This is a genomic window from Nonomuraea zeae (assembly GCF_005889725.1).
In the GTDB taxonomy this organism is placed as follows: domain Bacteria; phylum Actinomycetota; class Actinomycetes; order Streptosporangiales; family Streptosporangiaceae; genus Nonomuraea; species Nonomuraea zeae.
This window is the reverse complement of record NZ_VCKX01000119.1, coordinates 1-21,010: the sequence shown is the minus strand read 5'-3', so window position 1 is coordinate 21,010 and position 21,010 is coordinate 1. Positions and strand designations below refer to the sequence as shown.

Sequence of the window (21,010 nt, the reverse complement as noted above, 5' to 3'; positions counted from 1 at the left end):
GGACCGGCACCAAGAGGGACGGCGCCGCCCGGCGCGACGCGGCCGGCCATACAGCTCCAGCGTCATTGATCGGCGGCGCCCCCTCATCCGGTGGCTCCAGCGACGGACGCCGGTGCTCGATGGCGGCGCCGGTCAGCTGCGGCGAAGCCGGGGCTGGTCGACGTCAGCAGGGCCCTCGCCCGGGCGGCCGGCCCGTCGGGACCGTCGGCGTCGACGCGAGTGCAGGCCTGGGGCGGGAACTCCCGGCGTGCGCGCACATGGTCACGTGGCTCGGCTGCGTGCCGGCGGGCTGAGTTCGCGGGGGGTTCTTCGGCATCGGAAGAGGCGGAGCTGAGCTGTCGTTGCCGGTTCATGGTGGCGCCTATCGCGGCGCACGCCTCGCACGGGTGTCCGGACGGCAGCAGGTGCTCTTCGCACATGGGATGCGGGCAGTGGTAGCCGCGCTCGACGACCGTCAGCGCGGCGGCGACGGCGCGGCGCGGCCGTGTGCCGGACCAGACGGTCAGGCGGCGGCGGACGCGGGCCGTCAGCTGCGCGATGGTCCGTCCTTGAGCGAGCTCGTCGTCGATGGCCGCTAGTACGCGTTCGCGCTCTGACTGGCTCATGCGCAGCTGCCATTCAAGCGGCAGCGCCGTCATGACGCTGGGACCGCCTCGCGGCCGGGTCACGGCCGGGGCGGGGGGTGGTTCGTCGTTGATCTGCCTCTCGCGCGTCAGCGCGTTGCGGCTGGCGTCCTTACGGTGCTGTGCTCCGCCTACGGCGAGAGGGAACGGGTTCTTTGCGGATGGATCCTCTGAGGGTGGTTCCTTTGAAGGTGTCTCATATGGAGGCGTCAGATCTGGCACGTGGGGACCAGACGTCTGTGGCAGGGGCAGACTGGCCACATCTGGTACGGGGGAGTGGTCAGATGGCGCGGGGCAGCCGGAGACCTCCTCGCCGTCATCGCTGCTGTGGTTGTGATCCTGAGGGAGGGCTGCGATGAGACCCTCCTCCACGACGGCCTGCACGTGCATCCAGAAGCCGTTGCCGCGGCGGTGCACGCGTACCCAGCCCGCTGCTTCCAAGGCGCGTAGCCGGCGACGGGCCGTCGTGGGGGAGCAGGACAGCCATTGGCCAAGCTTGGCCAGGGTCAGGTCGTGCCCGTCGGGGTCAAGTTTGTCGCACAGGACGACCCACGTCCGGAAGGTTTCTGGACACACGTGTCCGTCGGCGGTAGCCGCTTCGCCCGCGCGCACGCGTGCCAGGGCCCACGCGGGCACGGCCGCGTAGCGCCGGCGGGTTTCCTGGGGGCGGTGCAGCACGGTGTGCAGGGCCGAGCGGTTGCGTCCGCGAAGGCGTCGTGTCAGGAACGGCCCGCCTCCGTGGTCGGTGAGCAACTCCGTCCGGGCGCGATCCAGGGTGCGCTCGCTGACTCCGAGCCGCTCGGCGACCCAGCAGCGCCGGGCCCGGGCCGGTTCCTGACCGCCGTGGGCGTTGCGGTACTGCAGAGCCTCGTACAGGCACCAGGCGACGATGGCCAGAGCGCTGTGCGTGCTGCTGTAGAGCAGGGCACGCGGCACCTGATGGTGCCGGGCGCTCATGCGCCGGCCCCAGCGTGACGTGTCGCCGATGGCGTCGGCTTGCGGGCGTGGCGGGAGGGCTCGGCGCCTTGGGCGCGGGCGGCGCATCGCTCGGCCGCCAGGGCGTGACGGCTTGCTTGGACAACCGTCGCGGTGGCGCGGTCTCGCCTGGCGGTGATGTCACCTGTGGCCGAGGCGATCGCGCCGTAGAGGTGGAAGACCGGCTCGACGATCTGCGGGGTTGTTTTTGGGCGTGCTGAACTGAGCGCATGGCTCATGGTGGGCTCCGATGCGGATGGTGGGTGCACTGAACAGAGCCGCTGGCGTGACCTGTGGTCTGGTGCCGCGTGCTGCTGATGTGCCGGTATGGGTTTTAGGGTGTGGCCCGGCCGGGCCGAGGGGGTGCGGTCAGCGGCGCCTCCGGGACGGGGTGCAGAAGGAGCGCCGGTCGCCGGATGGCGACGGCAAGCTGGAACGGATGACGGTCACGGACGGCAGAGCCCACGCCATCGGCACAGCGCGCCGGGCCGCGGCAGGGCCGCCGGCCGAAGCCGGGCGCGTGGCGTGTGGGGTTGTTTTTGGGCGTGCTGAACTGAGCGCATGGCTCATGGTGGGCTCCGATGCGGATGGTGGGTGCACTAAACAGAGCCGCTGGCGTGACCTGTGGTCTGGTGCCGCGTGCTGCTGATGTGCCGGTATGGGTTTTAGGGTGTGGCCCGGCCGGGCCGAGGGGGTGCGGTCAGCGGCGCCTCCGGGACGGGGTGCAGAAGGAGCGCCGGTCGCCGGATGGCGACGGCAAGCTCTTTACGAGGCCGGCACAGGCGGTAAGAACGCCTCTGGCGGCACACGATGGCCGGCAGCTCCACGCGCGCGGCACCTGGTGATCTCTCCCGGGCGAAGGGCGCTGCGAGGAGAAAAGATTTGCCGGCGCCGGTGGCGCCGGACGCACAGGCCGATGCCGTCGTGGCGCCCGGCGGGTGCACGCGCCCACAGCGGGCGCGTCAGCGCCTTGCCTGGAATGGCGGACCTGCGGGATGAGACACGGCGGCCTGACCGCGCTAAACGTGCGCAAATGCTGAACGTTCGCGGAAAAAAGCTTGGCACGCGCGTATGGCGTCTCTCCCGGTAGTCCGGGTATGACGTTATGCGTACGGGCGCTGGCAGAAACGCCCGAATGCGACACGCCGCACGTGGGCATAACTGGCAGAGCACGGAGTCCATCGTCTATGGTGGTCTCCAGACCTTAAGGACCGGCCTAGGCACGCGAGAGCTCGCCAGCCGACACGCGCCGGGCCGGGGTTTAAAGGGTCCTCGCGCCGCAACCGCCAAGTAGTTGCGCGAGGGCCCGCTTCTTTTTTTGCGGGTCTACCGTGGGGCGTTGCCCCGGGTCTGATGTCGGCCCGTGGCTGGCCCTCCCTTCTGTGCTTGCTCGATCGGGCTAAGCAGCCACGACAGCGTTCCCGGTCAAGACGGGCGGAAGGTCGAAGTCAAGCGTGCCCTGCAACTCCTGCTCGCCTTCGACGGTCACACTGGCGCCTTGCAGCAGTGCCTTCACCAGCTCCGCCGCAGCGACGGCCGCCTCCGGATGAGTCTCCGGATCCGGGTGAAGAGAGGTCAGGACGTCGACAAGGTAGGGATTGAGGAAGGGATATCGCATGTGGTTCGCACCGGCCTCGAGGCGGCGGCGCAGCGCTGGGCTCGGCCGCAGATTCGTGGGCACGGGCTCTTTGCCGCAATCGGTGCGCAGGTGACTTGCGGCCTCCACGAGCGTCTGTACCAGCCGTCCGGTGGCTGCCTCCTGGCGCTTGTCGGGATCCTGCTGCTTCCTTGGCTCGGGGTGGAGCGCGTCGAACAGGTCCACAAGGTAGCGACCTGTTTTGCGCGTACCGTAACCTGCGCTGAGCGCGCTCTCCTCCAGGCGCCTGCGCAGGTCTGGGCCAGGGCGGATCATTGTCTGCCTGCGCTCACCCAGATATGCCTGAGGCATCCCACACCCCTTTCGTTTCACCGTGATCGCAGTTCTACAGGAAACTGTTTCACTACGCGAGCACCTCGGGGTGTTTTGCGCGCGTGTCGCCAGAACTGGCACGACGCAGTGATCCCGTAATCCGCCGATCCCGGCCCTGCGGTGATCACACGAAGGAGCAGTCTTCACACAACCTTGCTCACTTGCTCGCCGTGAGTCTCTTGCGGTTGGACTGGTTCATCACGCAGCAGGGGCGCCCGGAGGCGGCCGGCCCGGCTCTTCGCCCCTGGGCTCGGCCGAGGTCGCAGGGGTGTGCTGTCCGGTACCGGTGTTGCGCCCCCTACGGTACGGAGCGGCTCCTGATCGTGATGGTGTCGTCGGCAGGCGACCGGATACGGGCGGCTCAGTGCCGGAGTTTGCGTGCTGCTCAGGTGGGGTGAGTCGGGGGTCCTGGACGAGGACCTGATGGACTCACGCCGACCGTCGTGGCTGGGGTGGCGTTCTTGACCTTCCCGCCGAGCGGCCGAGTGATACGGAAGCCAACCCCAGCAGAGCTTGGGGAGTGTCGGTTGCGCCCAACACCGCCGTGTCCGGGGTGCGCCGACTTTCCGCCAATTTGTGAAAGCAGGTGCCTGTCAACGTTCCGCACAGGCCATGATCAAACTTCGCCGCACGCTTGCCAAGCGGGGGCGTGCAGGCCGACGAAGATTGGAGCAATGTGCGAAGAACGACAACTCTGCTCGCCACCGCATTCCTAGCTCTGGTGGCGGTTTTACCTGTTCCGACGGCCGTCGCGGCGACCGAACCGGAAGGCGGCACTGCCACAGGACGGAGCAGCATCACCTGGGCGCCCTGTACGGAGGAGCCCGAGGCCGAGTGCGGCAAGCTGGCCGTGCCGATCGACTGGGCCAAGCCGGACGGCCCCTCCATCGAGCTGGCCGTCGCGCGGCGCAAGGCCACCGACCCCGCCGCCCGCGTCGGGTCGCTGGTGATCAACCCGGGCGGCCCCGGCGGGTCCGGCGTGGAGGCCGTCTACGGCGCTCCCGGCTCCTACACCGAGGAACTGCAGCGGCGCTTCGACATCGTCGGCTTCGATCCCCGGGGCGTGGGCCGCAGCCACCCGGTGATCTGCTCGGCGTCGGTGTACAACCAGATGCCGCACACCGTCATGGCGAGCCAGGCCGACTACGACGCCTGGAACCTCTTCACCAAGAAGCTGCACAAGGACTGCCGGGCCCGTACCGGCCCCCTGTACGACCACGTCGACTCGGTCGACGTCGCACGGGACATGGACGCGCTCCGCGCCGCGCTCGGCGAGGACAAGCTCACCTACTACGGCATCTCGTACGGCACCCTGATCGGCCAGATGTACGCCGAGCTGTTCCCCGACCGGATCCGGGCGCTCGCGCTCGACAGCAACATGGACCACAGCCTCGGCGTCGCGGGCTTCCTCAGCACCGAAGCGATCGCCGTAGAGGACGCCTTCGACGAGTTCGTTGGATGGTGCGAGGCCGACACCAGTTGCATCCTGCACGGGCGTGACGTCCGTCAGATGTGGAAGGATCTGCTGGCCAAGGCCCGGAGTGGCGAGCTGTACTACCCGCCCTCCCCGAACCGTCCGATGACCGAACTGCAGCTCATCTACAACGCCGCGCTCGGCACCGAGGGGCCCGACTGGCGCACGCTCAGCGAGGTCATCAACTGGCTGAGCGGCGGGGCGGAGCCGTCCTGGGTGCCGCCGCTGCCGGGCCGTGGGCCCGTGGAGGGCGACGTCGCCGACCTGCCCACCCGGATTCTCTGCCAGGATTACAGCCTCCGGGTGCGGAGCTACGCCGAATATGCCGCCTACATGAGCGTGTCCAACCGTCTCGCGCCCGACGTGCGGTACCACCCGTACCCGATCGACGACCTGCCCATTTGTCTCAACTCCACCACGACCAACCCGCCGCACGAGCTGAAGTACACGGGCACCGCGCCGATCCTGCTGGGCAGCTCGCTGCATGATCCCGCCACGCCGTACATGTGGTCCGCCAACGCGGCGCGGCAACTCGGCCCGAAGGCTGTGCTGCTCACCTACGAGGGCTGGGGGCATCGCATCTACGGCAAGGACAAGTGCCAGACGGACATCTTCGACGAGTACCTGATTTCGCTGAAGGTGCCGCCGCACGGTACCCGCTGCGCCGTGGGCACCCCTGAGCAGAGCATGCTCAAGCGGCAGCAGCTGCCCCAGAAGACGTGGCCGTCGGACAAGCGGCACTGGGCTGCTCTGGCCGGTAGGTAACCCGAGCCGCCGGACCGCGGCACACCGCCGCGCTCCGGCGGTCTTCTCGCTGGACCCCGTGGATCGTGCAGAAGGGACCCGAGAACCGATGGCGAGCCCACGCCCATCGCACCATATAACCGCCAAACTCGGCGGTATATCCGCCATACGCGTAAGAGACCGTCACTACGACGCCACAGGGGATTTATTATTCGCTTCGTCCGGCCCAAGTTTCGCGTAGATGAATATTGCGATAACCGCTGGAATTGTCGTTGATCTGCTTCGCTTTCACCAGTTTTACTGCTGACCGTGAAAGTAATTGCCCTCGGCCGCAAGAAATATGCGGCTGTGCTGCTGGTCGTGATGCCTGCACTCTCCACCGAGTTCCTGGCCGCGCCGCCGGCCTCGGCCGCGCACACGCAGGAAGTGATCACGCGTAGCGCGGAGGCCGATCCCGTGTTGCCGGACCCCGGCTCCAAAGCGAAAAGTCCTCGAATGAACGTGTCCGCCTATCCGAAACTGACGGACCAGGAGCTCGCGGACCGCGTCGCCCGAGACCGCAAGGCAGACAGCGGTTCCTCGGAAGCCGGCCCTTCCACGGATGTGACCTCCGCTGAGACGCTGCCGGACGGCCGGGTGCGGGTGGACCTCTATACGCCCGCACCCGGCGTGACCGCTGAGCAGCTCGCGGCGTCGCTTCAGGCGGAAGGCAAGAAGAACGTCCAGGTCGCTCGGCACATCGCCGCAGAGGCCGACTCCGACGTCGAGGCCTTGGCGCCGGGGGACTGCACCTATGGCCAGGCGCATTCGGTCACATGCCCGGTCTCTTACTGGACGAACATGGGCCGAGTCAACCCGGTGGTGGCGTTCAACGACCATTCGGGCGCGGCATGGCCGACGGATAACGCCGTGTACAAGTGGAACAGAACGCCCAACATCGACAGCTGGTATTACTGGAACTACTGTCCTCAGTACGAGAACGTGCATTGCGTGGATGTGCATTCCGCCAACTACGGCGCCACCAACTGGTACGGTCACACCACGCGCTACTATATTCCGCCGACGTACGGCAGGATGCTCGGGGCGCATATCGAGCTCAATGACTATTACGGGCAGAACGGCACAACGTACAACCACGTCGTCACGCATGAAATGGGCCATGCCCTGGGATTGGGTCACAATGACTGGGGAAACGACGTCATGTACACGACCGTGAACATGCGAGAAGACATCGGTGGGGAGAACCCGGAATTGCTCAGGTCAATCTATTCCATTGACCGCTGACCCTGGGGCTTTCGCCCAGCCGGTGGCCACGTGGGAGCCGGTTACCGGAGCGCGACGGCGGGTTGGGGCGCGTTCGTGACCTCAGCCCGCGACCCGACCTAAGGTCCACCGGACTCCAGCAGCTGGGTGGCAGCATGAGCGCCGCCGGCCAGGCGCTGACGGCGCGCACGGCAGCGCCGGAGCCGGCGATCTCGGCTGCCCAGGCGAGGGCCGCGGCAGGTGGGTGTGAGGTGATCACCGAGCCAGTGTGCACGGTCGCCTCTGTGCGGCCAACCGGCTTTTGCCGCCCGACGAGTGCTGTCGAACACCCCCTTCGCGAAGGCGGCAGCTGAAATCCTGCACCTCGCTCGGGTCGCTGGGAAACGATTCAGCCGCCGACGGGAATGCGATCATCCAGGGAGAGCCATCGACCCTGGTCGGCCTCAGACCAGGAGGGCCTTGGCGATGGTGTCGGCCATGGCTTGAGCTCCGGCGTCGTTGGGATGAACGTGGTCGCCGCTGTCGTAGTCGGGACGCAGGGCGGCCGGTGCGGGCGGGTCGCGCAGAGCGCGGTCCAGCTCGGCGACCGCATCGTATGCCTGGTTGGCGCGGATCCGCCGGTTGAGTCGCTGCCGGGCCTGCTCGCTTTCGGGCGTGTCGAAGCCTGGCAAGGCCGCGCCGCTGAAGGGCGTGATGGTGGCGATGGCAGCCTTCAGTGCGCGTTGCCGGGCCTGTTCGGCGAGGGCGGATAGACCGGCGATGAGGTCGCTCGTCGGGGGTTGGGGAAGGTCGAACATGCCGGGCATGCCGATGTCGTTGACGCCAAGTCGCACGACGACGTGGGTCACGTCGGGAACGGTGAGCAGGTCGCGGTTGAACCGGGCCAGACCCCGCTCGCCGAGGACGTCGGCGAGCGAGTCGCTGACGGCGGCCACCACCTGCCGGTCGGCGGGGGCCCAGAGGTCGATTCCGCTGAGGAAAAACCGGGACTGCAGCGGTTCACCGCCGGGCAGGTCCGGATGGGAGACGGCGTCGCCTGAGGTCACATAGCCGGTCTGCAGAGTGAAGGGATGGTAGGTGGCAGGCTTCGCGTCATCGGTGTTGTCGGGTGGTAGGTGCTGATGGACAGGTCGGTGGCGAAGTCGATGAGGTCGTTGTTGGCTTCTTGCCCGGGCGGGATCGTCACCCGGGGCACTCCGCCGAAGGTGACGACGGTGTCGGTGCCGATGTTGACCGCGGCCGCGGTGGCGTGTCCCGCGACGTGGGTGCGGGCGATGGTGAGAGGTTGCCTGCCGTAGAGGTTGCTGAGCTGGACTCGCAGGCGAACTGTGCGGACGCGGACGACCTGGCGGAGGGTCTGGCCGGCGAAGCCACGCGGTGAGTGGATGAGCGTCATCGGCTCGTACGGGCTGACCGGCGCCGATCGGAACGCCGCGGTCCAGGTAAGGGTCATGGGGGTGAGTCTCCAAAGGGCCCAGCAGGTGGGTGGATCATGACGTGCAGCCTGGGTCGCGGCACGGGAACCGAAGCGGGGACGGGGCGGCTCTCAGGCGGTCTGCGGCCGCGACGGCCGGCGGGTCGCCGGTTCGGCCTTGCCTCCTCCAGTCACCCGGAGGAGGCCGGACACATCAGTGAGGAAGGCCTGCGTCGAAGCTCATGCCGATCCTTTCCAGCCCCTTCAACGCCTCCTCGCCGAAAAGCCGGACGATCTCAGCGCCGACCGCCGATGTCAGGACGATGTCGTTGAGCGCTTCTTCGGCAGTTCCCTGCACGACCGCCATCAGGTAGGCGGTTTCAGCCGAATCTGGCGTGGAGCCCCGGGTGTTGATGGTTTACGGCCGAGAAGCTGACCGCTGACGTTCTTGAAGGCGCGCGTCACCCCGGCGGCACGGCGATCATGTCCATCGGCTCGAGGTGGAGGTCGCTCCCCCCTGTCTCCGTACAGGATCTGCCAGGTCCCTGTGATCGGCATGAAGGTTTCGCGGGTCTTCAAATGAGCGTGCAGAGCCGGCCCGTCACCGGGCGGGCACTCCACGATGAAGATGGATGTGCCGGGATCGCTGGTGAGTGCCGGAGGGGTGCTCGCCCCCTCGGTGTCCTTGATCGCTCCCAGCAGGAAGAAGATGTTCTTGGCCGCCACGTATTCGTAGGCCTCCGCGATGCTGCGACGCTGGCCTGTGTCGCTGCCATACCCGCGCGATTTGTCCTCGCCACCTCCCTCGGCTGGCTGGGGGGAGGGCGGCAGGGGAGGAGCGTCCCGGACGGGTGACCCGTGTTGGGCTTGCGCAGCGCCTTCGCTAATGTCCAGGGATGTCCTCCACTCGGTCCGCCGTTTCGCTGCTGTCCAGACAGGTGTGTCTTCGAATTCCACTTCTGGCCGGCGCAAAACGCCCGTGACGGTGAGCCCGGCGAAGATGGGGACGGAGACGGGGATGGGCGACGGCGGGAGCGACGCCAGCACAGGTTCCGGCTGAAGGCGACCAAGCTGGGTCGCTCGCGGGGCGGGCTGAGCAGCAAGGTGCACTTGTCGGCCGACCGGCGATGTCGTCCGTTGTCCTTCGTTCTCACTGCCGGTCAGGCTGGAGACAGCCCGCAGTTTCGCGCGGTGCTGGAGCGCATCAAGATCAGTCTGCCGGTGGGGCGTCCGCGGACCAGGCCGGGCGCGGTGGCCGCCGATAAGGCGTACTCCTGCCGCGGCAACCGCGCCTATCTGCGTCGGCGAGGCATCAAGGCGGTCATCCCGGAGAAGGCCGACCAGGCGGCCAACCGCAAGAAGCGTGGTTCCCGCGGTGGCCGGCCGGTCCGTCATGATCCCGATCTCTAAAGGAACGCAACACGGTGGAACGGTGCGTCAATCGGATCAAGGAGTGGCGCGGGCTGGCCTTCCGCTTCGACAAGACTCCCGACAGCTACCTGGCCGGCCTGCACCTACGCGGAGCCGTCCTATGGGTCCGAAGCCTCCGATCAGTCTGAAGATTCGAACTCCGTACAGGCTCTAGGACATGACGGCGACGTGTGCTCCCCGTCGTGAACGGTGACTGAAGACTGCCTTGTATGTGATCCGCGCCGCGCGACCGGCGGCGTCAGAGTGAAGGCGCGGAAAGGACGATCTTGCCGTCGGCGGCTTCCTGGGGTGACCGAGGTGAGGGCTTGGGCCGCGTCCTCCAGCGGCATCGTCGCAGCCGGCGGACGAGGCTCCAGCGTCCCCTGTCGCCACCATGCCATGAGAGTCCGCAGAGCGTCGCCCACGCGGTGGGGGTCGCGAACGGTGTTTGCGGCGATGTCCTCGCCCAGAACGGCAATGTTGCGGATGGGAACGTCCAGCAGGCTGAGGTCCGGAATGTTCCCCGAGGCGTAGCGCCACCGTGGCCCGCGCCGGCCGCACCGAGGCGGCCGGTGTCTGAGACGACCGCGGTCACAGGCACGTCTGCCGCATCCGTCCGCCCGCCGGCACCTGGGCAGCCTGGGCGACGCGCTGGCGGGCGCCAAATCGTTCGCCGACAACGCCATCCGCTTCGGCTCGGTCGGTGAAGCGCCGGAATTGACGGGAATGCGGCGAATCCTGGCGGAGAACAAGCGGCGACGTGAAAGCGACGGAGTTATGCTTGCTTGGCCTCTCGAGCAAGATCAATCATTTAATTCGAGCTATGTCGCTGGAGGTCAGCAGGGATGCGAAAGATAGTTGGTTCGCTGAGTTTGTCATTGCTCACCGCAGGCCTGATCATCGGGTTCCCCGGGGTTGGCTCGGCTGAAACGGCAAGCACTGAGATATCGATCCAGGATGGCGGAAAGATTTGCTGGTAGCGCCCTAGCGGTCGCCTGGCAGCAGTCGGCCGGACCGGCAGGAACCATACGCCGGTCCGGCTCTCACGCAAGAGTGCCTCCTTTCACCGCCGTCGAGATGCCGGCGCAACGCTTTGGGCAGATGCCAGCGCTCGTTGTCCCACGCCAGCCACCGGGGCCCGCCTTCATCCTTGTCGCGGATGATTCCTGCCACACAGGGACGGAAACGGCCGATGCCTGAGGCCGCGTAATCGACCCGCTGCTCATCGGCCGGCAGACCGCCCAAATCCATTTAGTCCTGCCGGGTAGGCCGTTCGGCTCGACGGCGCGTCAGCACACGAGTGGTGCTGCCGTCATCTTCGGCTATGTCCCGGACGTGCTCGAAGCCGATCCTGTTCAGGACAGCCAGCGAGGCACCGTTTGACGCCGCTACGGTGGCGTACACCTCCGTCAGCCCCAGGGCGTCGAAGCCGTAGGCGACGATCGCCTCGGCCAATTCTCTCCCCAGACCCGATCCCCACACATCAGGGGCCAGCGCGTAGATGATCTCGTAGCCCTGGACCGTGTCGGTCGGCTTGATCTCAGCGTGTCCGATCAAGAGACCGTTCCGACGAACGGCCCAGACGTCGAACAGCTCCTGGGCGTAGACCTTTGTGAAGATCCGTCCGAACAGGGCACGGTCCTCCGCCTCGGTAGCAGGGCCATCGCCCATCCACTGCGAAACCCTCCGGTCCTGGAACAGGGTGACGAAGTCTTCCTGGTCTTCGAGGGCGTACGGCTCCAGCAGCATGCGGTCAGTGCGCAGAGTCGGGGTCATAGGCGGCGAAGCTACCCGCGCGCCGCTCTCCCGACAAATCGTTTCACTAGCCAAGGCTCGGCACAGGTGCTTTCGCCCTACCGAAGCCATCCTGGTCCACGGTCTGAGGCGAGCCACTGGCAGGAGCGCCGTTGTGCTGCTCCCTCGAGGGCCGCGACCAGACGTACTGGCCCACGGCATAGCCGCCATCCGGATGTACCGCCACCTTCCCCAGCGTGGGGATGGACGTGGTCTTCCCGGTGTCCGGATCGTAGATCGTCTTGCCCTGCCGAGCTCGACGATCAGATGCATTCCGCTGAAGGCGATGGTCAGGTCCTGCACCACGTCGGCTGGCAGCCGGAAGCCGGTCGGCTTGCCGGCGGCCATCTGCCGCAACCCGACGCCAGAGTGTCGGCGATCGCGAGCAATCGCCCGTCCTGGCTGACCGCGACTTGCCGCAAGCGCTTGCCAGCCAAACCGAGACCGGTTAGCCCGCCTGCCCGTCTGCCGGTCTTGACGTTCCACACTCTCACCCCCCTCGGGGCCGACGCTGATGAGAGGGTGGCCGTCGGCGGTGAGGGCGCGGGCGACGTCGGGGCCGGTGTCGGGGTCGCGAAAGGACCGGACCGCATGATTCGCGGCTGAGGCGAGGAGGGAGGATCTGGCCTCGTCGGTGGGTGCCAGACGCCCGGACGCCACCCTCAGGAGCATGCCGAGCACGGGATCCTTGTCTCTGACCTGGCTGGCCACGCCGGCCAGCCTGGTGGACTCGGCGACGTCACGCTGGCGACACGGTCCGGGCGCCCATCTCTGGTCTCATTCGCAGGAGGGCGCGTCACAGGTGTCAAACACGCGCAGGGCGAACCACAGGTCATAGCGCGCCGAGGGGCTGTCCAGCAGCGACCGTCCGAGCACTTCCTCGATCCGGGTCAGGCGTTTACGCACACCGGGCGCCGAGATGCCGAGCGCCGAGGCGGTCGGCTCCAGACGGGCGTGGTTGGCCAGCCACACCCGCAGAGTCTCCAGGAACGCCGTCGATTCGCGACTCGTCAGCGAAGACACCTGCAGCGCGGCCCAATCGTGCACGTCCGCGGTGTCGAGGATCGCATCGAGGGTCTCTTCGCCGTCGGCTCCTTCACGTCCGTCGAGTACGCAGAGCGCGAGGTGAAGCTTCGCCTGCGTGGCGAGGTCGTCCAAGGAGAGGCCGAGAAGCCGTTCGATGTGCCGCAGCCGAGCCGGCAAGGTGTTGCGATGAATCTTCAGCTGCCGCGCGGCACCGCCGTGGAAGTCGAGCCAGGACCGGATGGTGGCGGTGAGTGCGGCCGCATCAGGATCTCCAGCCCGGTCCGGCCGGTAGGTGTGCAGCGGCTCGAGCAGGGCTCTGGCCCACGCGTACCCGCGGCTGCGCACCAGGGCGGCCAGGTCTCCTCTCGGACTGAACTCGGCGTAGTTCTCGGCTCTTCCCCGCGCGGTCGCCAGAGCGTGGAACGCCTGCCGGTAGCCGGAGGCCAGATCCCGTAGCAGGACGCTCCCGCCGCGCCCGACGTGAATGTCCGTCGATCGGCAGGCGTAAAGCCGGAGTGCCTGCTCCATGGCGTCTCCCCCCGCATGTGCCGGAGCTAGCACGATGACGTGGCGAGCGTAGACGGGACAGCGCACGATCCAGGCTGTGCCGTGTGACGCGCGGTCACACTCGGCCACCGCTCGATCCCTGATCTGCTCCGGGCACTCCACGACATAGACGCGGACCTCTTCCGCGAGGCTCGGGCCCATGGTCTCGGCGACGCGGTGTGCGGCCTCCAGCTGACCGGTCAGCAGGAGATGAAGCACTGCCTCGCGGGTCTGCGCCTCCGCCCGGTCTACATCGCGTCGCCGGCGGCCGGACTCCTCGACACCCCAGCTCAGCGACAGCAGCCGGGACGCGTCGCCGATCAGGTTCCGTACCGATGCCGGGAACCGCTGCGCCCGCGCCACGACGAGGGTCGCCTCAGGTCCGCCCTCACCGATCGACTGAATGTGGACCACACCCGCCTCGACGTCCGCGGCGGCGGCACCGGCCGCACCGCTGATCACCCGGTCGATGTCGGCCGCGGCCTGCTCGATCACGTCCTCGGGGAGCACGGGAAAGGCGTGGCGGGGCATACCGGCCCCATCCAGCAGAACGACGCTGCCTTCCACCTGCCGGGCAAGCCAGCGCAGCAGGTGGCTCAGGCCGTCCGGGCGCGTCACCTCCCGTTGCATCTCTTTGAGGTGAGCGTTCGTGAGCTCCCGCTCCTCACGGATGATCTCCATGGTCGCCGCCCATACGCGATACGGCTCGCTCGCCGCCAGCAGCAGCGGAGTGCCGTGCTCTTGCGCCCAGGCGGCCAGGGCCTCGACGTCCGGCAAGCAGTCCCCGCCAGGGCCGACGGCGAGGACCACCCCTGCGGCGTCCACGCCGCTCAGCTGTCGCATGATGTCCTCGGCTCGACCCTCGAACCCGGCGAAGGGCACGATGGCGAGGGTTCGCCGGAAGATCTTTGGGTCGGCTCCGCCCCAAGCGGACAGATCCGCCTGGACGATCAGCGCAGAGTCGATCTCACGCGTCCTGGCGGGCCCGTGCGCGAGAAGCCGCATCCCGAGTTCGGACCGGCCCACCAGTGTGCTGACCGTGGGCATCGGCACCTCACCTCGTGTCCTGCGACACCCCTGTGGTTCGGTTCAGGGTAGTGCCTGCCACGAGAACAAGGCTACGAACGAGCAGGTCATGCGCTGTAACGGCCTCCGCACGTCACAACTGACCGCTCGCGCGACCGCTTCACACGCCAGGGGCGAGGTAGGGAAAACTCCGGCCCGGCGCCACGGCGATCGATCGGCTGTCCAGGCCGAGCGGCACGGCCTTGTTGAGCACGAGCGCGAACATCACCTCGGCCGCGCAGTCGGCGAGGCCACGACCGTTGCGGGCGGCGAAGCCGAACCCGGCGGCGGTCCCGATCTCGTAGCGGAGGACATCAGGGAAGAGGGCATCGACGACCTGGCTCGCGTGCGCGACAGGGTCATCGCTGGTGTGCACGGCGGCGACGGCCTTGCTGACGAGGTCGTGCACTAGCGGCCCGTACAGGTCTGGGTCCTGGCTGGGCTGGGTGGTGTTGTAGTCGCTGGCCTGCTGTGAGCCGTCCGGATAGAAGATGGTGTTCACGAGCGGGAGCGCGCAGCGGTTGATCTGCCGCCAGCCGCCGGCGTCGGTCGCCAGTGCCGTCGTCCCCCAGAAGCCGATGACGGTGACCTCGAAGTCCTCGTCGGGAATCTCCAGGACGATGGCGTTCACGTTCGTGCCGGCGAACAGGTTCGCCGGCTGCTCATAGTCGATCGCAGCCAGATCGAGTGGCGTTCCGTGCACGACGGCGTCCTTGACGGCGCCGACCACGGATGCGTTGATGTAGAACGGGTCGGCCGCGGGACCGGCCCAGATTCGCACGCCGCTTTCGGCGCTCAGCTTCGTGCCGGTGAGGCCGCGAACCAGTACGGTCCCGGCGGCGTCACGATCCCGCGCGTCCCCACCGTCGAGCCGGCGCAGTTCCAGAGTCTGCCGGCCGTCGCCGTCGAACTCGCCGAACGTGACACAGTACGTGCGATCCTCGACGGCATCGCCGTCGGTATCGATTCTGAACTCGTAGCGGCCTTCCGGATGAAACGCTCCGGCACCGGACAGAGGGTTCACGTTGATGACGAACGCGGTTCCCGTGGTGCCGCGGAAAAGGTAGACGTCGCTGATGTCGAGGCGCGGGTCCTGACGGGCGAGCGGTGAGTCGAGATGATGGGACATGATGGGCTCCATCGACCAGCTTGTAGGGGATGCCTCCCGACACTAGGAGCGTCCGGCCGAGAACGGCCAGAATCACCTTGCACAGTGACGTGCTCACCTGGTTACGAAACGCCGGGTGAGCCGCCGCGACCTACCCTGGGGTGCATGTCCTTGGCGGCCCTCGTCGGGCGGGTGCGGCGTCCATGGATCGGTGATCTCGCGCCGGCGTGGCGGCCTCCCGGTGGCTCCACGGGCGGGAAATCGCGCAGGACCATCTTCCGACGGCACGCGCCTGCGCACGGAGCTGTCACGCCGCAGAGAGCAGCAGGCGGCCGAAAACGCTGAGCTGGAGGTCACGGGCACGTCGGTCGCACTGCCGACCACCGTCGATCACGCCGTCTACCGCATCGTCCAGGAGGCGCTCACCAACACCCGCAAGCACGCGTCCAGCGCACGCTCCCGCGTCCGGCTCACCTACCTGCCCGAACTCGTCGAGGTGGAGGTGGCCGACGACGGGACAGGCGGGCCCGCCGGGCCCCGTCTCGGGCTCGGTCTGGCCGGTATGGCCGAGCGCGTCTCACTGTGCGGGGGCGAGCTCAAGGCAGGCCCCGCGCCCTTCGGCGGGTTCGTCGTGCACGCCCGCATCCCGCTGACGGAGCAGGCGTGATCAAAGTACTGCTCGTGGACGACCAGGTATTGGTCCGCGCGGGGCTGCGCATGCTGCTGGAAACCGATAGCGGCCTGGTGGCCGTGGGCGAGGCGGCTACGGCCACGAGGCGGTGCGACGTAGCCACGAGGTGCACCCCGATGTCGTGCTGATGGACCTGCACATGGCCGGCATGGACGGGGTGGCGGCCACGGAGCGGATCGTCACCGAGCTGCCGCAGACCAGGGTGCTCGCGCTGAGCATCTTCGACCTGGAAGAGCACGCCGTGGCGGCGCTGCGGGCAGGCGCGTCGGGCTTCTTGCCCAAGGACGTCTCGCCGGAGGAGCTGACCGAGGGCATCAGGGTTGTGCACAGAGGAGATGCGGCGGTAGCGCCCCGGTTGCTGATCGGCCTCATCGGGACCTTTGTCCGTCCCACGCGGCCCCGTGCACTCGTGGTGCCCGATGAGCTGTCCGCGCTCAGTTCCCGCGAACGGCAGGTGCTGGAGCTCATCGCACGCGGCCTGTCCAACGCGCAGATCGCTGAGGAGACCGGCCTGTCGCTGTCGACGGTGAAGAACCGGGTGAGCGACCTGTTCGCCAAGCTCGACGTCAGGGACCGGGCCCAGGCGGTGATCGTCGCCTATGAGGTCGGCCTGGTGAGACCGGGGGAGCCGGGATGATCGGGGGAGCCGGGACGACCACTCGGCCCTGCGGCGACCTTGGCCGGTGTGGGCGCCTCCATGACGTCCACCATCTCCCCGTCACGGAGGAAGAGCACCCGGTCGGCGTGCGCGGCAGCGGTCGCATCGTGGGCGACCAGGATGACGTCTGCTTCAGGGTGTCGACGACGAGCCTGAGCATGGCCAGGATCTCCTGGCCCGACCGGGTATCGAGGCTCCCCGTCGGCTCGTCGGCGAAGACGACCTGCGGCCCGGCCACCAGCGCGCGGCAGATGGCCACCCGCTGCTGCTGACCACCGGACAGCTCGTGCGGGCGGCGGTGCACATGCTCGGCGATACGGGTGCGGCCCACCAACTCCTGCACCCATTCCTGGTCCGCCCGTTGGCCGGCCGGCCGCATCGGCAGCTCGATGTTCTCTTTCGCGGTCAGCGCCGGAAGCAAGTTGAACGCCTGGAACACGAAGCCCACCCGCTCGCGCCGCATGGCGGACAGCTCCGCCTCCGTCAGAGCCGTCACGTCGGCGCCGCCCACGCTGACCGTCCCCGACGTGGGCTGGGTCAACCCGGCCGCGCACTGCAGCAGCGTGGACTTTCCCGATCCTGAGTGCCCCATCACTGCGGTGAACGACCCGCGGGCGAAGCCGTAACTGACATCCTTGAGCGCGGTGACCGCCGATGGCCCCGTGCCGTAGATCTTCCCGACTCCGTCCAGACGGACCGCGGGTTCCATGCCGGTGGTCATATCAGACCTACCCTTCCTGTCTCAAGGCCGCACGCACGACCAGCAGCACTCCCACGAGCGCACCGGCGCCGCGAGGAACGAGCCAGCCGAACGGGATGAACGACACCATGACCGCCGGCCCGGCGCCTTCGACCATGGCGTTCACGGACGCCACGGCGGCGACCGCGAGCAAGGCCAGCGTCAAGATGGGCAGCACGGTGAGCACGTTCTCCCGGCAGACCATCCACATCACCTGATCGCGGCGCATGCCGATCTGTCGCATGCCGGCGAACTCCCGTCGGCGGTCGAGCAGCGCCAGGCACAGACTGTTGACGGCCGCCACCAGGCAGAAGAGCGCGATCAGCGCCGACACGTACGGCAGCAGGCGGTTGTTCTCGGCGCTCTCGGCCGCTTTGCGCAGGACATACGACGGCCGGTCGTAGGAGGCGATGGTCGCCCCTGCCTGGGTGACGGCCTCCCGGTCGAGGGCGCCGCGCACATAGATTGCGGCGTACCGCCCGGGCGTCAGGCGGGCTCCTGTGGGACCCGGGGAAGGCAGCACCACTTTGGCCAGCTCGCTGGTGTCGGCGTAGAGCGCGGCCACCGTGTGAACCGCGTCCTTCGTCGCGCCCGGCAACCGGATCCGCACCCGTGATCCGATCCGGACCTGGTGCCCGGCCGCGGCCGAGCCGCTGAAAGCGACCTCCCGCTCGCCCAGGGCGCTGAGCGGACGGCCACGTACCGGCAGATTCAGCACCCGCGTGAGATCTCCGGTAGCCAGCGAACCGTACATACGCGGCGGCGAACCTTGAGCGGATGTCCGGTCCTCTGCTCTCACGTTGATCGGCAGCATGCGGATCCCCACCACGTCGGACGCCCCCTCCGCGCCCTGCAGACGTCGCTGCAGCTCCTCCGCCAGCACGTTGTTGCCGTTCGCCGGCGTCAGCACATAGTCCGCGCGGATCTGCGCTGCGGCCAGGTCGGCCCGACGCCAGTCGTAGAAGGACTGGATGGCGACGACCACGCCGACCAGTGTCACGCCAAGCGTGAGTGAACTGGCGGCCCCGGCGAACCTGCGGTGGTTGAAGACCACGTTGGCGACGGCCAGGAAGCCGCCCGCGCGCCGGGCTCGGGCGGCGAGCGGCCGCAGCAGCCGGCCCACCGCCAGCACGAACCACGGCGCCAGCAGCCCGACCGCCGCCACGACCAGGCACACGCGCACGAACTCCACGACCATGGTTCCGAACGGCTGCCCAAAATCGACCAGGTGCGCGCTCTCCAGCACCGCCAGGACCAAGGCCACCGCCAGCAGCGACAGACCGGCGAAAAGCCGTCCCCGGCCGAGCGTGCCGCCCTCCTCCAGAGCCTCGCCGAGCGCATCCCCGGGGCGAATCCGCAGCGCCCGCCGTCCCGCCAGCAGGCTCGCCAGCAGGGTCACCGCCAGAGTGAACAGCAAGGTCCACAAGGCCGGGAGCGGCCGGTAGACCACCTCGAACGACACACTCACCGTGCCGAAGTCACGCAATCGGGCGGCGACCAGCGGCGCGACCAGCCCGCCCAGCGGCACCGCCAGCACGGCGGCGATTGGAAGACGGTGATCACGTAGATGAAGAAGACGCAGACGGCTACCAGGCCGAAGGACGCCTGGAGCGTCATGATGAATCGTGCCACTCGTACAGGCCGCGGAATGTACTTCTTATGGTCGGACCGCCAGTTCCTCCGCTCTCACGCCGCGAGACTCGGCGGGCCTTGTCTCCAGGCCCGAGCAACGATCAGCCGGATGTCCCTCCGGCGAGTGACGACGAGTTTGCGAAGGACAGGAGCCACGGCTACATCACGAGGATCCTGTTTGATGCTGTTCTTCGAGAAAGGCCAGAACAGGAGAGTCACAGAAATAGACGGACAGATTCCGTGGGCCGACCTTCGTCAGGAGCCTCGGCCGGATCGGCAGCACATTGGCAGGGATAGACAGTATACGAGAGGAGCGCGAACGCCTCGCTCTATGAAGGACGAGGCGTTCGACCGCACCCAGTTGTTGTACCCTGCTAGGCCCCAAAAAGGGCCTGGCTCATTGTCCGAGATATTCGCTGTGGCCGACAAGAAGGATTCCTGCCAGCCGTCAACTGATTTGCGGCGGGCTTTCAAGCCTGGACGAGCTGGCGGTCGTGCAGCCTGGAATGCCACCCGTACCGATGACCGAAAAAGGATCGCTATGGGGAGACAGAGACTTCGTGCTCCTGTGGAGCGGCCAGAACGTCAGCCTGCTGGGCAGCGAGGTCATCCTGCTCGCGTTACCGCTGGTCGCCGGCACAGCCTAGAAGAGGCGCGCAGTACAGGAGTGACGTCATCGGCCCGCCACAGGGGGCCGTGGAGGTGAAGCTCGGGCCAGACAGGGGACGAGGGCGACGTCCTGTCCGCGAAGCGTTCGTGCCGAGGCCGGTACCAGCGTCACTCACGGCCCTGCCGTGGCGAACATCAGTGGAGATCTCGCGGGTGCGACAAGTAACCCTCGGCGCGAACCCGGCGAGCCCGCAGGCGCTGACCATCGTCTCGTGCCGCTCGGTGCAGGGTTCCGGCGCGAGCATGACGAAATCCTCCTGCGTGAGCTGAGCGAGCCCGATCTCCGCGTCGTGCGCCAGGGGAGGTCCGGCCAGCATTGCCGCCACGAGAGGTTCGACGGAGGGCTCATGGACGGCGACATCTCCACCCCGAACGCCGGCAACCGCTTCCCCGACGACTGGCAAGGCGGTCGAGCGGACGGGTTGTGCGTCAGCCAATCCTTCGGCGCGGCGACGTCCATGGCCGCCGCGATGGGCGACCCCCGTCGCGTAACCTCATCTTCACCCTCAACACCAGCCTCGCGCGGGAGAGGCGTTCTCCGACGTCTGCCTTCGCGTCTTTGCGAAGCAGGGCCAGAGCGAGGCCAGCCGGCGACGGCCAGGACCATGTCGGCGAAGAGGCCAAAGAGGTGACCGGCCACGCCGAGCGACGCCGACGTGCTGAGAGATGTTCAGCAGTGGGCCAGGCGTTCTGATCGAGGCTGAACGCACGCTGGCACAAGCCGAGAACGCACACGATCGCCCGCCGGACCAGGTCCGGCGAGCTCGGCCGGCTGCGGGGGCTATGTGCCCACCACATCGGCGGCATGGACCCGCTGTGGCATCCCCATCGCCGGATATCGATCGCTGATCGCATCGGCCCATGCCCGCGGTGCGCGTTGCTCGGGACCACCATAACCCCGGACAGGCGCCATCACCGGCACGGGATGGATCGTCGCCTCGCTCTGTGTCCGACCGTGATCCGTGGCTCAGCAGGCGAGGGCGTAGTGCTTCAGCGTGTTCAACCTCCGGCCCAAGCAGCGGCTCCACGCGCGGTGGCCCAGAGATTAACTTGCTCCACGATGGGTCTGGCCACCATGGCCCTGTCGAGACAGATCACTTGTATCTTCCTACCAGTCTTGAGCGTGCCAGGTTTTGGGCGACAGAACCACGGCGTTGCGGATCTTTCGGCTGGCGTTATGCGGGGTTGGGGATGGTGTTTGTGGTTGTGT

16 protein-coding genes and 1 pseudogene are annotated in these 21,010 nt (G+C 67.7%); 6 read left to right on the top strand and 11 right to left on the bottom strand.

Translation table 11 applies throughout. The features are described from left to right. Positions 1-83: 83 nt before the first annotated feature. Together ETD85_RS32315 and ETD85_RS32310 are read right to left on the bottom strand one after the other, a co-directional pair. Positions 84-1,580 carry a hypothetical protein gene (locus tag ETD85_RS32315; protein ID WP_138693599.1) on the bottom strand — a complete coding sequence of 499 codons (1,497 nt, stop codon included), beginning with the start codon at positions 1,578-1,580 and terminating at the stop codon, positions 84-86. A gap of 1,417 nt (positions 1,581-2,997) precedes the next feature. Beyond that, on the bottom strand, positions 2,998-3,420 hold the full coding sequence (locus ETD85_RS32310; protein ID WP_138693598.1) for a hypothetical protein: 423 nt from the start codon (positions 3,418-3,420) through the stop codon (positions 2,998-3,000). A gap of 868 nt (positions 3,421-4,288) precedes the next feature. On the opposite strand from ETD85_RS32310, the gene ETD85_RS32305 reads away from it, so the two are divergent. Beyond that, a complete protein-coding gene (locus ETD85_RS32305; RefSeq protein WP_138693597.1) occupies positions 4,289-5,806 on the top strand; it encodes an alpha/beta fold hydrolase in 1,518 nt (505 codons plus the stop codon). Positions 5,807-6,094: 288 nt separating this feature from the next. Further along, complete coding sequence (locus tag ETD85_RS32300; RefSeq protein ID WP_138693596.1) at positions 6,095-7,069, top strand: M57 family metalloprotease; 975 nt, start codon at positions 6,095-6,097, stop codon at positions 7,067-7,069. Positions 7,070-7,491: 422 nt separating this feature from the next. Here ETD85_RS32300 and ETD85_RS63430 read toward each other — a convergent pair whose 3' ends face one another. The 4 genes from ETD85_RS63430 to ETD85_RS32290 all read right to left on the bottom strand — a co-directional run bounded on the left by ETD85_RS63430 (position 7,492) and on the right by ETD85_RS32290 (position 9,188). Continuing rightward, positions 7,492-8,094, bottom strand: a complete 603-nt coding sequence (locus ETD85_RS63430) for a GDSL-type esterase/lipase family protein (protein ID WP_170246946.1) — start codon at positions 8,092-8,094, stop codon at positions 7,492-7,494. Continuing rightward, positions 8,091-8,501 carry a hypothetical protein gene (locus ETD85_RS63425; RefSeq protein ID WP_170246945.1) on the bottom strand — a complete coding sequence of 137 codons (411 nt, stop codon included), beginning with the start codon at positions 8,499-8,501 and terminating at the stop codon, positions 8,091-8,093. The genes ETD85_RS63430 and ETD85_RS63425 overlap by 4 nt, the downstream gene beginning before the upstream one ends. 175 nt (positions 8,502-8,676) lie before the next feature. Further along, positions 8,677-8,829, bottom strand: a complete 153-nt coding sequence (locus tag ETD85_RS63420; RefSeq protein WP_170246944.1) for a hypothetical protein — start codon at positions 8,827-8,829, stop codon at positions 8,677-8,679. Beyond that, positions 8,829-9,188, bottom strand: a complete 360-nt coding sequence (locus ETD85_RS32290; RefSeq protein ID WP_138693594.1) for a cupin domain-containing protein — start codon at positions 9,186-9,188, stop codon at positions 8,829-8,831. Before ETD85_RS32290 ends, ETD85_RS63420 begins: the two co-directional genes overlap by 1 nt. 297 nt (positions 9,189-9,485) lie before the next feature. Between ETD85_RS32290 and ETD85_RS32285 the strand changes: the two are divergent. Further along, a pseudogene (locus tag ETD85_RS32285) lies at positions 9,486-10,021 on the top strand (IS5 family transposase); the annotation flags it as partial. A 1,102-nt stretch (positions 10,022-11,123) separates the two neighbouring features. Here ETD85_RS32285 and ETD85_RS32280 read toward each other — a convergent pair. The 3 genes from ETD85_RS32280 to ETD85_RS32270 all read right to left on the bottom strand — a co-directional run bounded on the left by ETD85_RS32280 (position 11,124) and on the right by ETD85_RS32270 (position 15,432). Then, positions 11,124-11,648 (bottom strand): GNAT family N-acetyltransferase, encoded by a 525-nt coding sequence (locus tag ETD85_RS32280; RefSeq protein WP_138693593.1) that lies wholly within the window; start codon positions 11,646-11,648, stop codon positions 11,124-11,126. Positions 11,649-12,443: 795 nt separating this feature from the next. Further along, complete coding sequence (locus tag ETD85_RS32275) at positions 12,444-14,285, bottom strand: PucR family transcriptional regulator (protein WP_138693592.1); 1,842 nt, start codon at positions 14,283-14,285, stop codon at positions 12,444-12,446. Between the two features lie 139 nt (positions 14,286-14,424). Continuing rightward, the gene (locus ETD85_RS32270) at positions 14,425-15,432 is read right to left on the bottom strand and encodes a DUF4331 family protein (protein WP_138693591.1); all 1,008 of its coding nucleotides are present in this window, start codon (positions 15,430-15,432) and stop codon (positions 14,425-14,427) included. Between the two features lie 220 nt (positions 15,433-15,652). Between ETD85_RS32270 and ETD85_RS32265 the strand changes: the two genes are divergently transcribed. Both ETD85_RS32265 and ETD85_RS32260 read left to right on the top strand, forming a co-directional pair. Continuing rightward, positions 15,653-16,078, top strand: a complete 426-nt coding sequence (locus ETD85_RS32265) for a sensor histidine kinase (protein WP_138693590.1) — start codon at positions 15,653-15,655, stop codon at positions 16,076-16,078. A 112-nt stretch (positions 16,079-16,190) separates the two neighbouring features. After that, positions 16,191-16,739: a LuxR C-terminal-related transcriptional regulator gene (locus ETD85_RS32260; RefSeq protein ID WP_338087186.1), complete on the top strand. Its 549-nt coding sequence runs from the start codon at positions 16,191-16,193 to the stop codon at positions 16,737-16,739. On the opposite strand, the gene ETD85_RS32255 is transcribed toward ETD85_RS32260, so the two are convergent. Continuing rightward, on the bottom strand, positions 16,669-17,469 hold the full coding sequence (locus ETD85_RS32255) for an ABC transporter ATP-binding protein (protein ID WP_338087185.1): 801 nt from the start codon (positions 17,467-17,469) through the stop codon (positions 16,669-16,671). The genes ETD85_RS32260 and ETD85_RS32255 overlap by 71 nt on opposite strands. Before the next feature lie 19 nt (positions 17,470-17,488). Further along, entirely contained in the window at positions 17,489-19,036 is a 1,548-nt protein-coding gene (locus ETD85_RS32250) for an FtsX-like permease family protein (RefSeq protein WP_138693589.1), read from the bottom strand. Positions 19,037-19,652: 616 nt separating this feature from the next. Between ETD85_RS32250 and ETD85_RS66975 the strand changes: the two genes are divergently transcribed. After that, complete coding sequence (locus ETD85_RS66975; RefSeq protein ID WP_276617295.1) at positions 19,653-19,778, top strand: hypothetical protein; 126 nt, start codon at positions 19,653-19,655, stop codon at positions 19,776-19,778. Positions 19,779-21,010 lie beyond the last annotated feature (1,232 nt).

Bases quoted from the DNA above. Each gene is read 5' to 3' on its own strand.
- ETD85_RS32275 (WP_138693592.1), bottom strand. From the start codon at position 14,285: ATGCCCACGGTCAGCACACTGGTGGGCCGGTCCGAACTCGGGATGCGG.
- ETD85_RS63425 (WP_170246945.1), bottom strand. From the start codon at position 8,501: ATGACCCTTACCTGGACCGCGGCGTTCCGATCGGCGCCGGTCAGCCCG.
- ETD85_RS32270 (WP_138693591.1), bottom strand. From the start codon at position 15,432: ATGTCCCATCATCTCGACTCACCGCTCGCCCGTCAGGACCCGCGCCTC.
- ETD85_RS63420 (WP_170246944.1), bottom strand. From the start codon at position 8,829: ATGGCGGTCGTGCAGGGAACTGCCGAAGAAGCGCTCAACGACATCGTC.
- ETD85_RS32280 (WP_138693593.1), bottom strand. From the start codon at position 11,648: ATGACCCCGACTCTGCGCACTGACCGCATGCTGCTGGAGCCGTACGCC.
- ETD85_RS32315 (WP_138693599.1), bottom strand. From the start codon at position 1,580: ATGAGCGCCCGGCACCATCAGGTGCCGCGTGCCCTGCTCTACAGCAGC.
- ETD85_RS66975 (WP_276617295.1), top strand. From the start codon at position 19,653: ATGACCGAAAAAGGATCGCTATGGGGAGACAGAGACTTCGTGCTCCTG.
- ETD85_RS32255 (WP_338087185.1), bottom strand. From the start codon at position 17,469: ATGGAACCCGCGGTCCGTCTGGACGGAGTCGGGAAGATCTACGGCACG.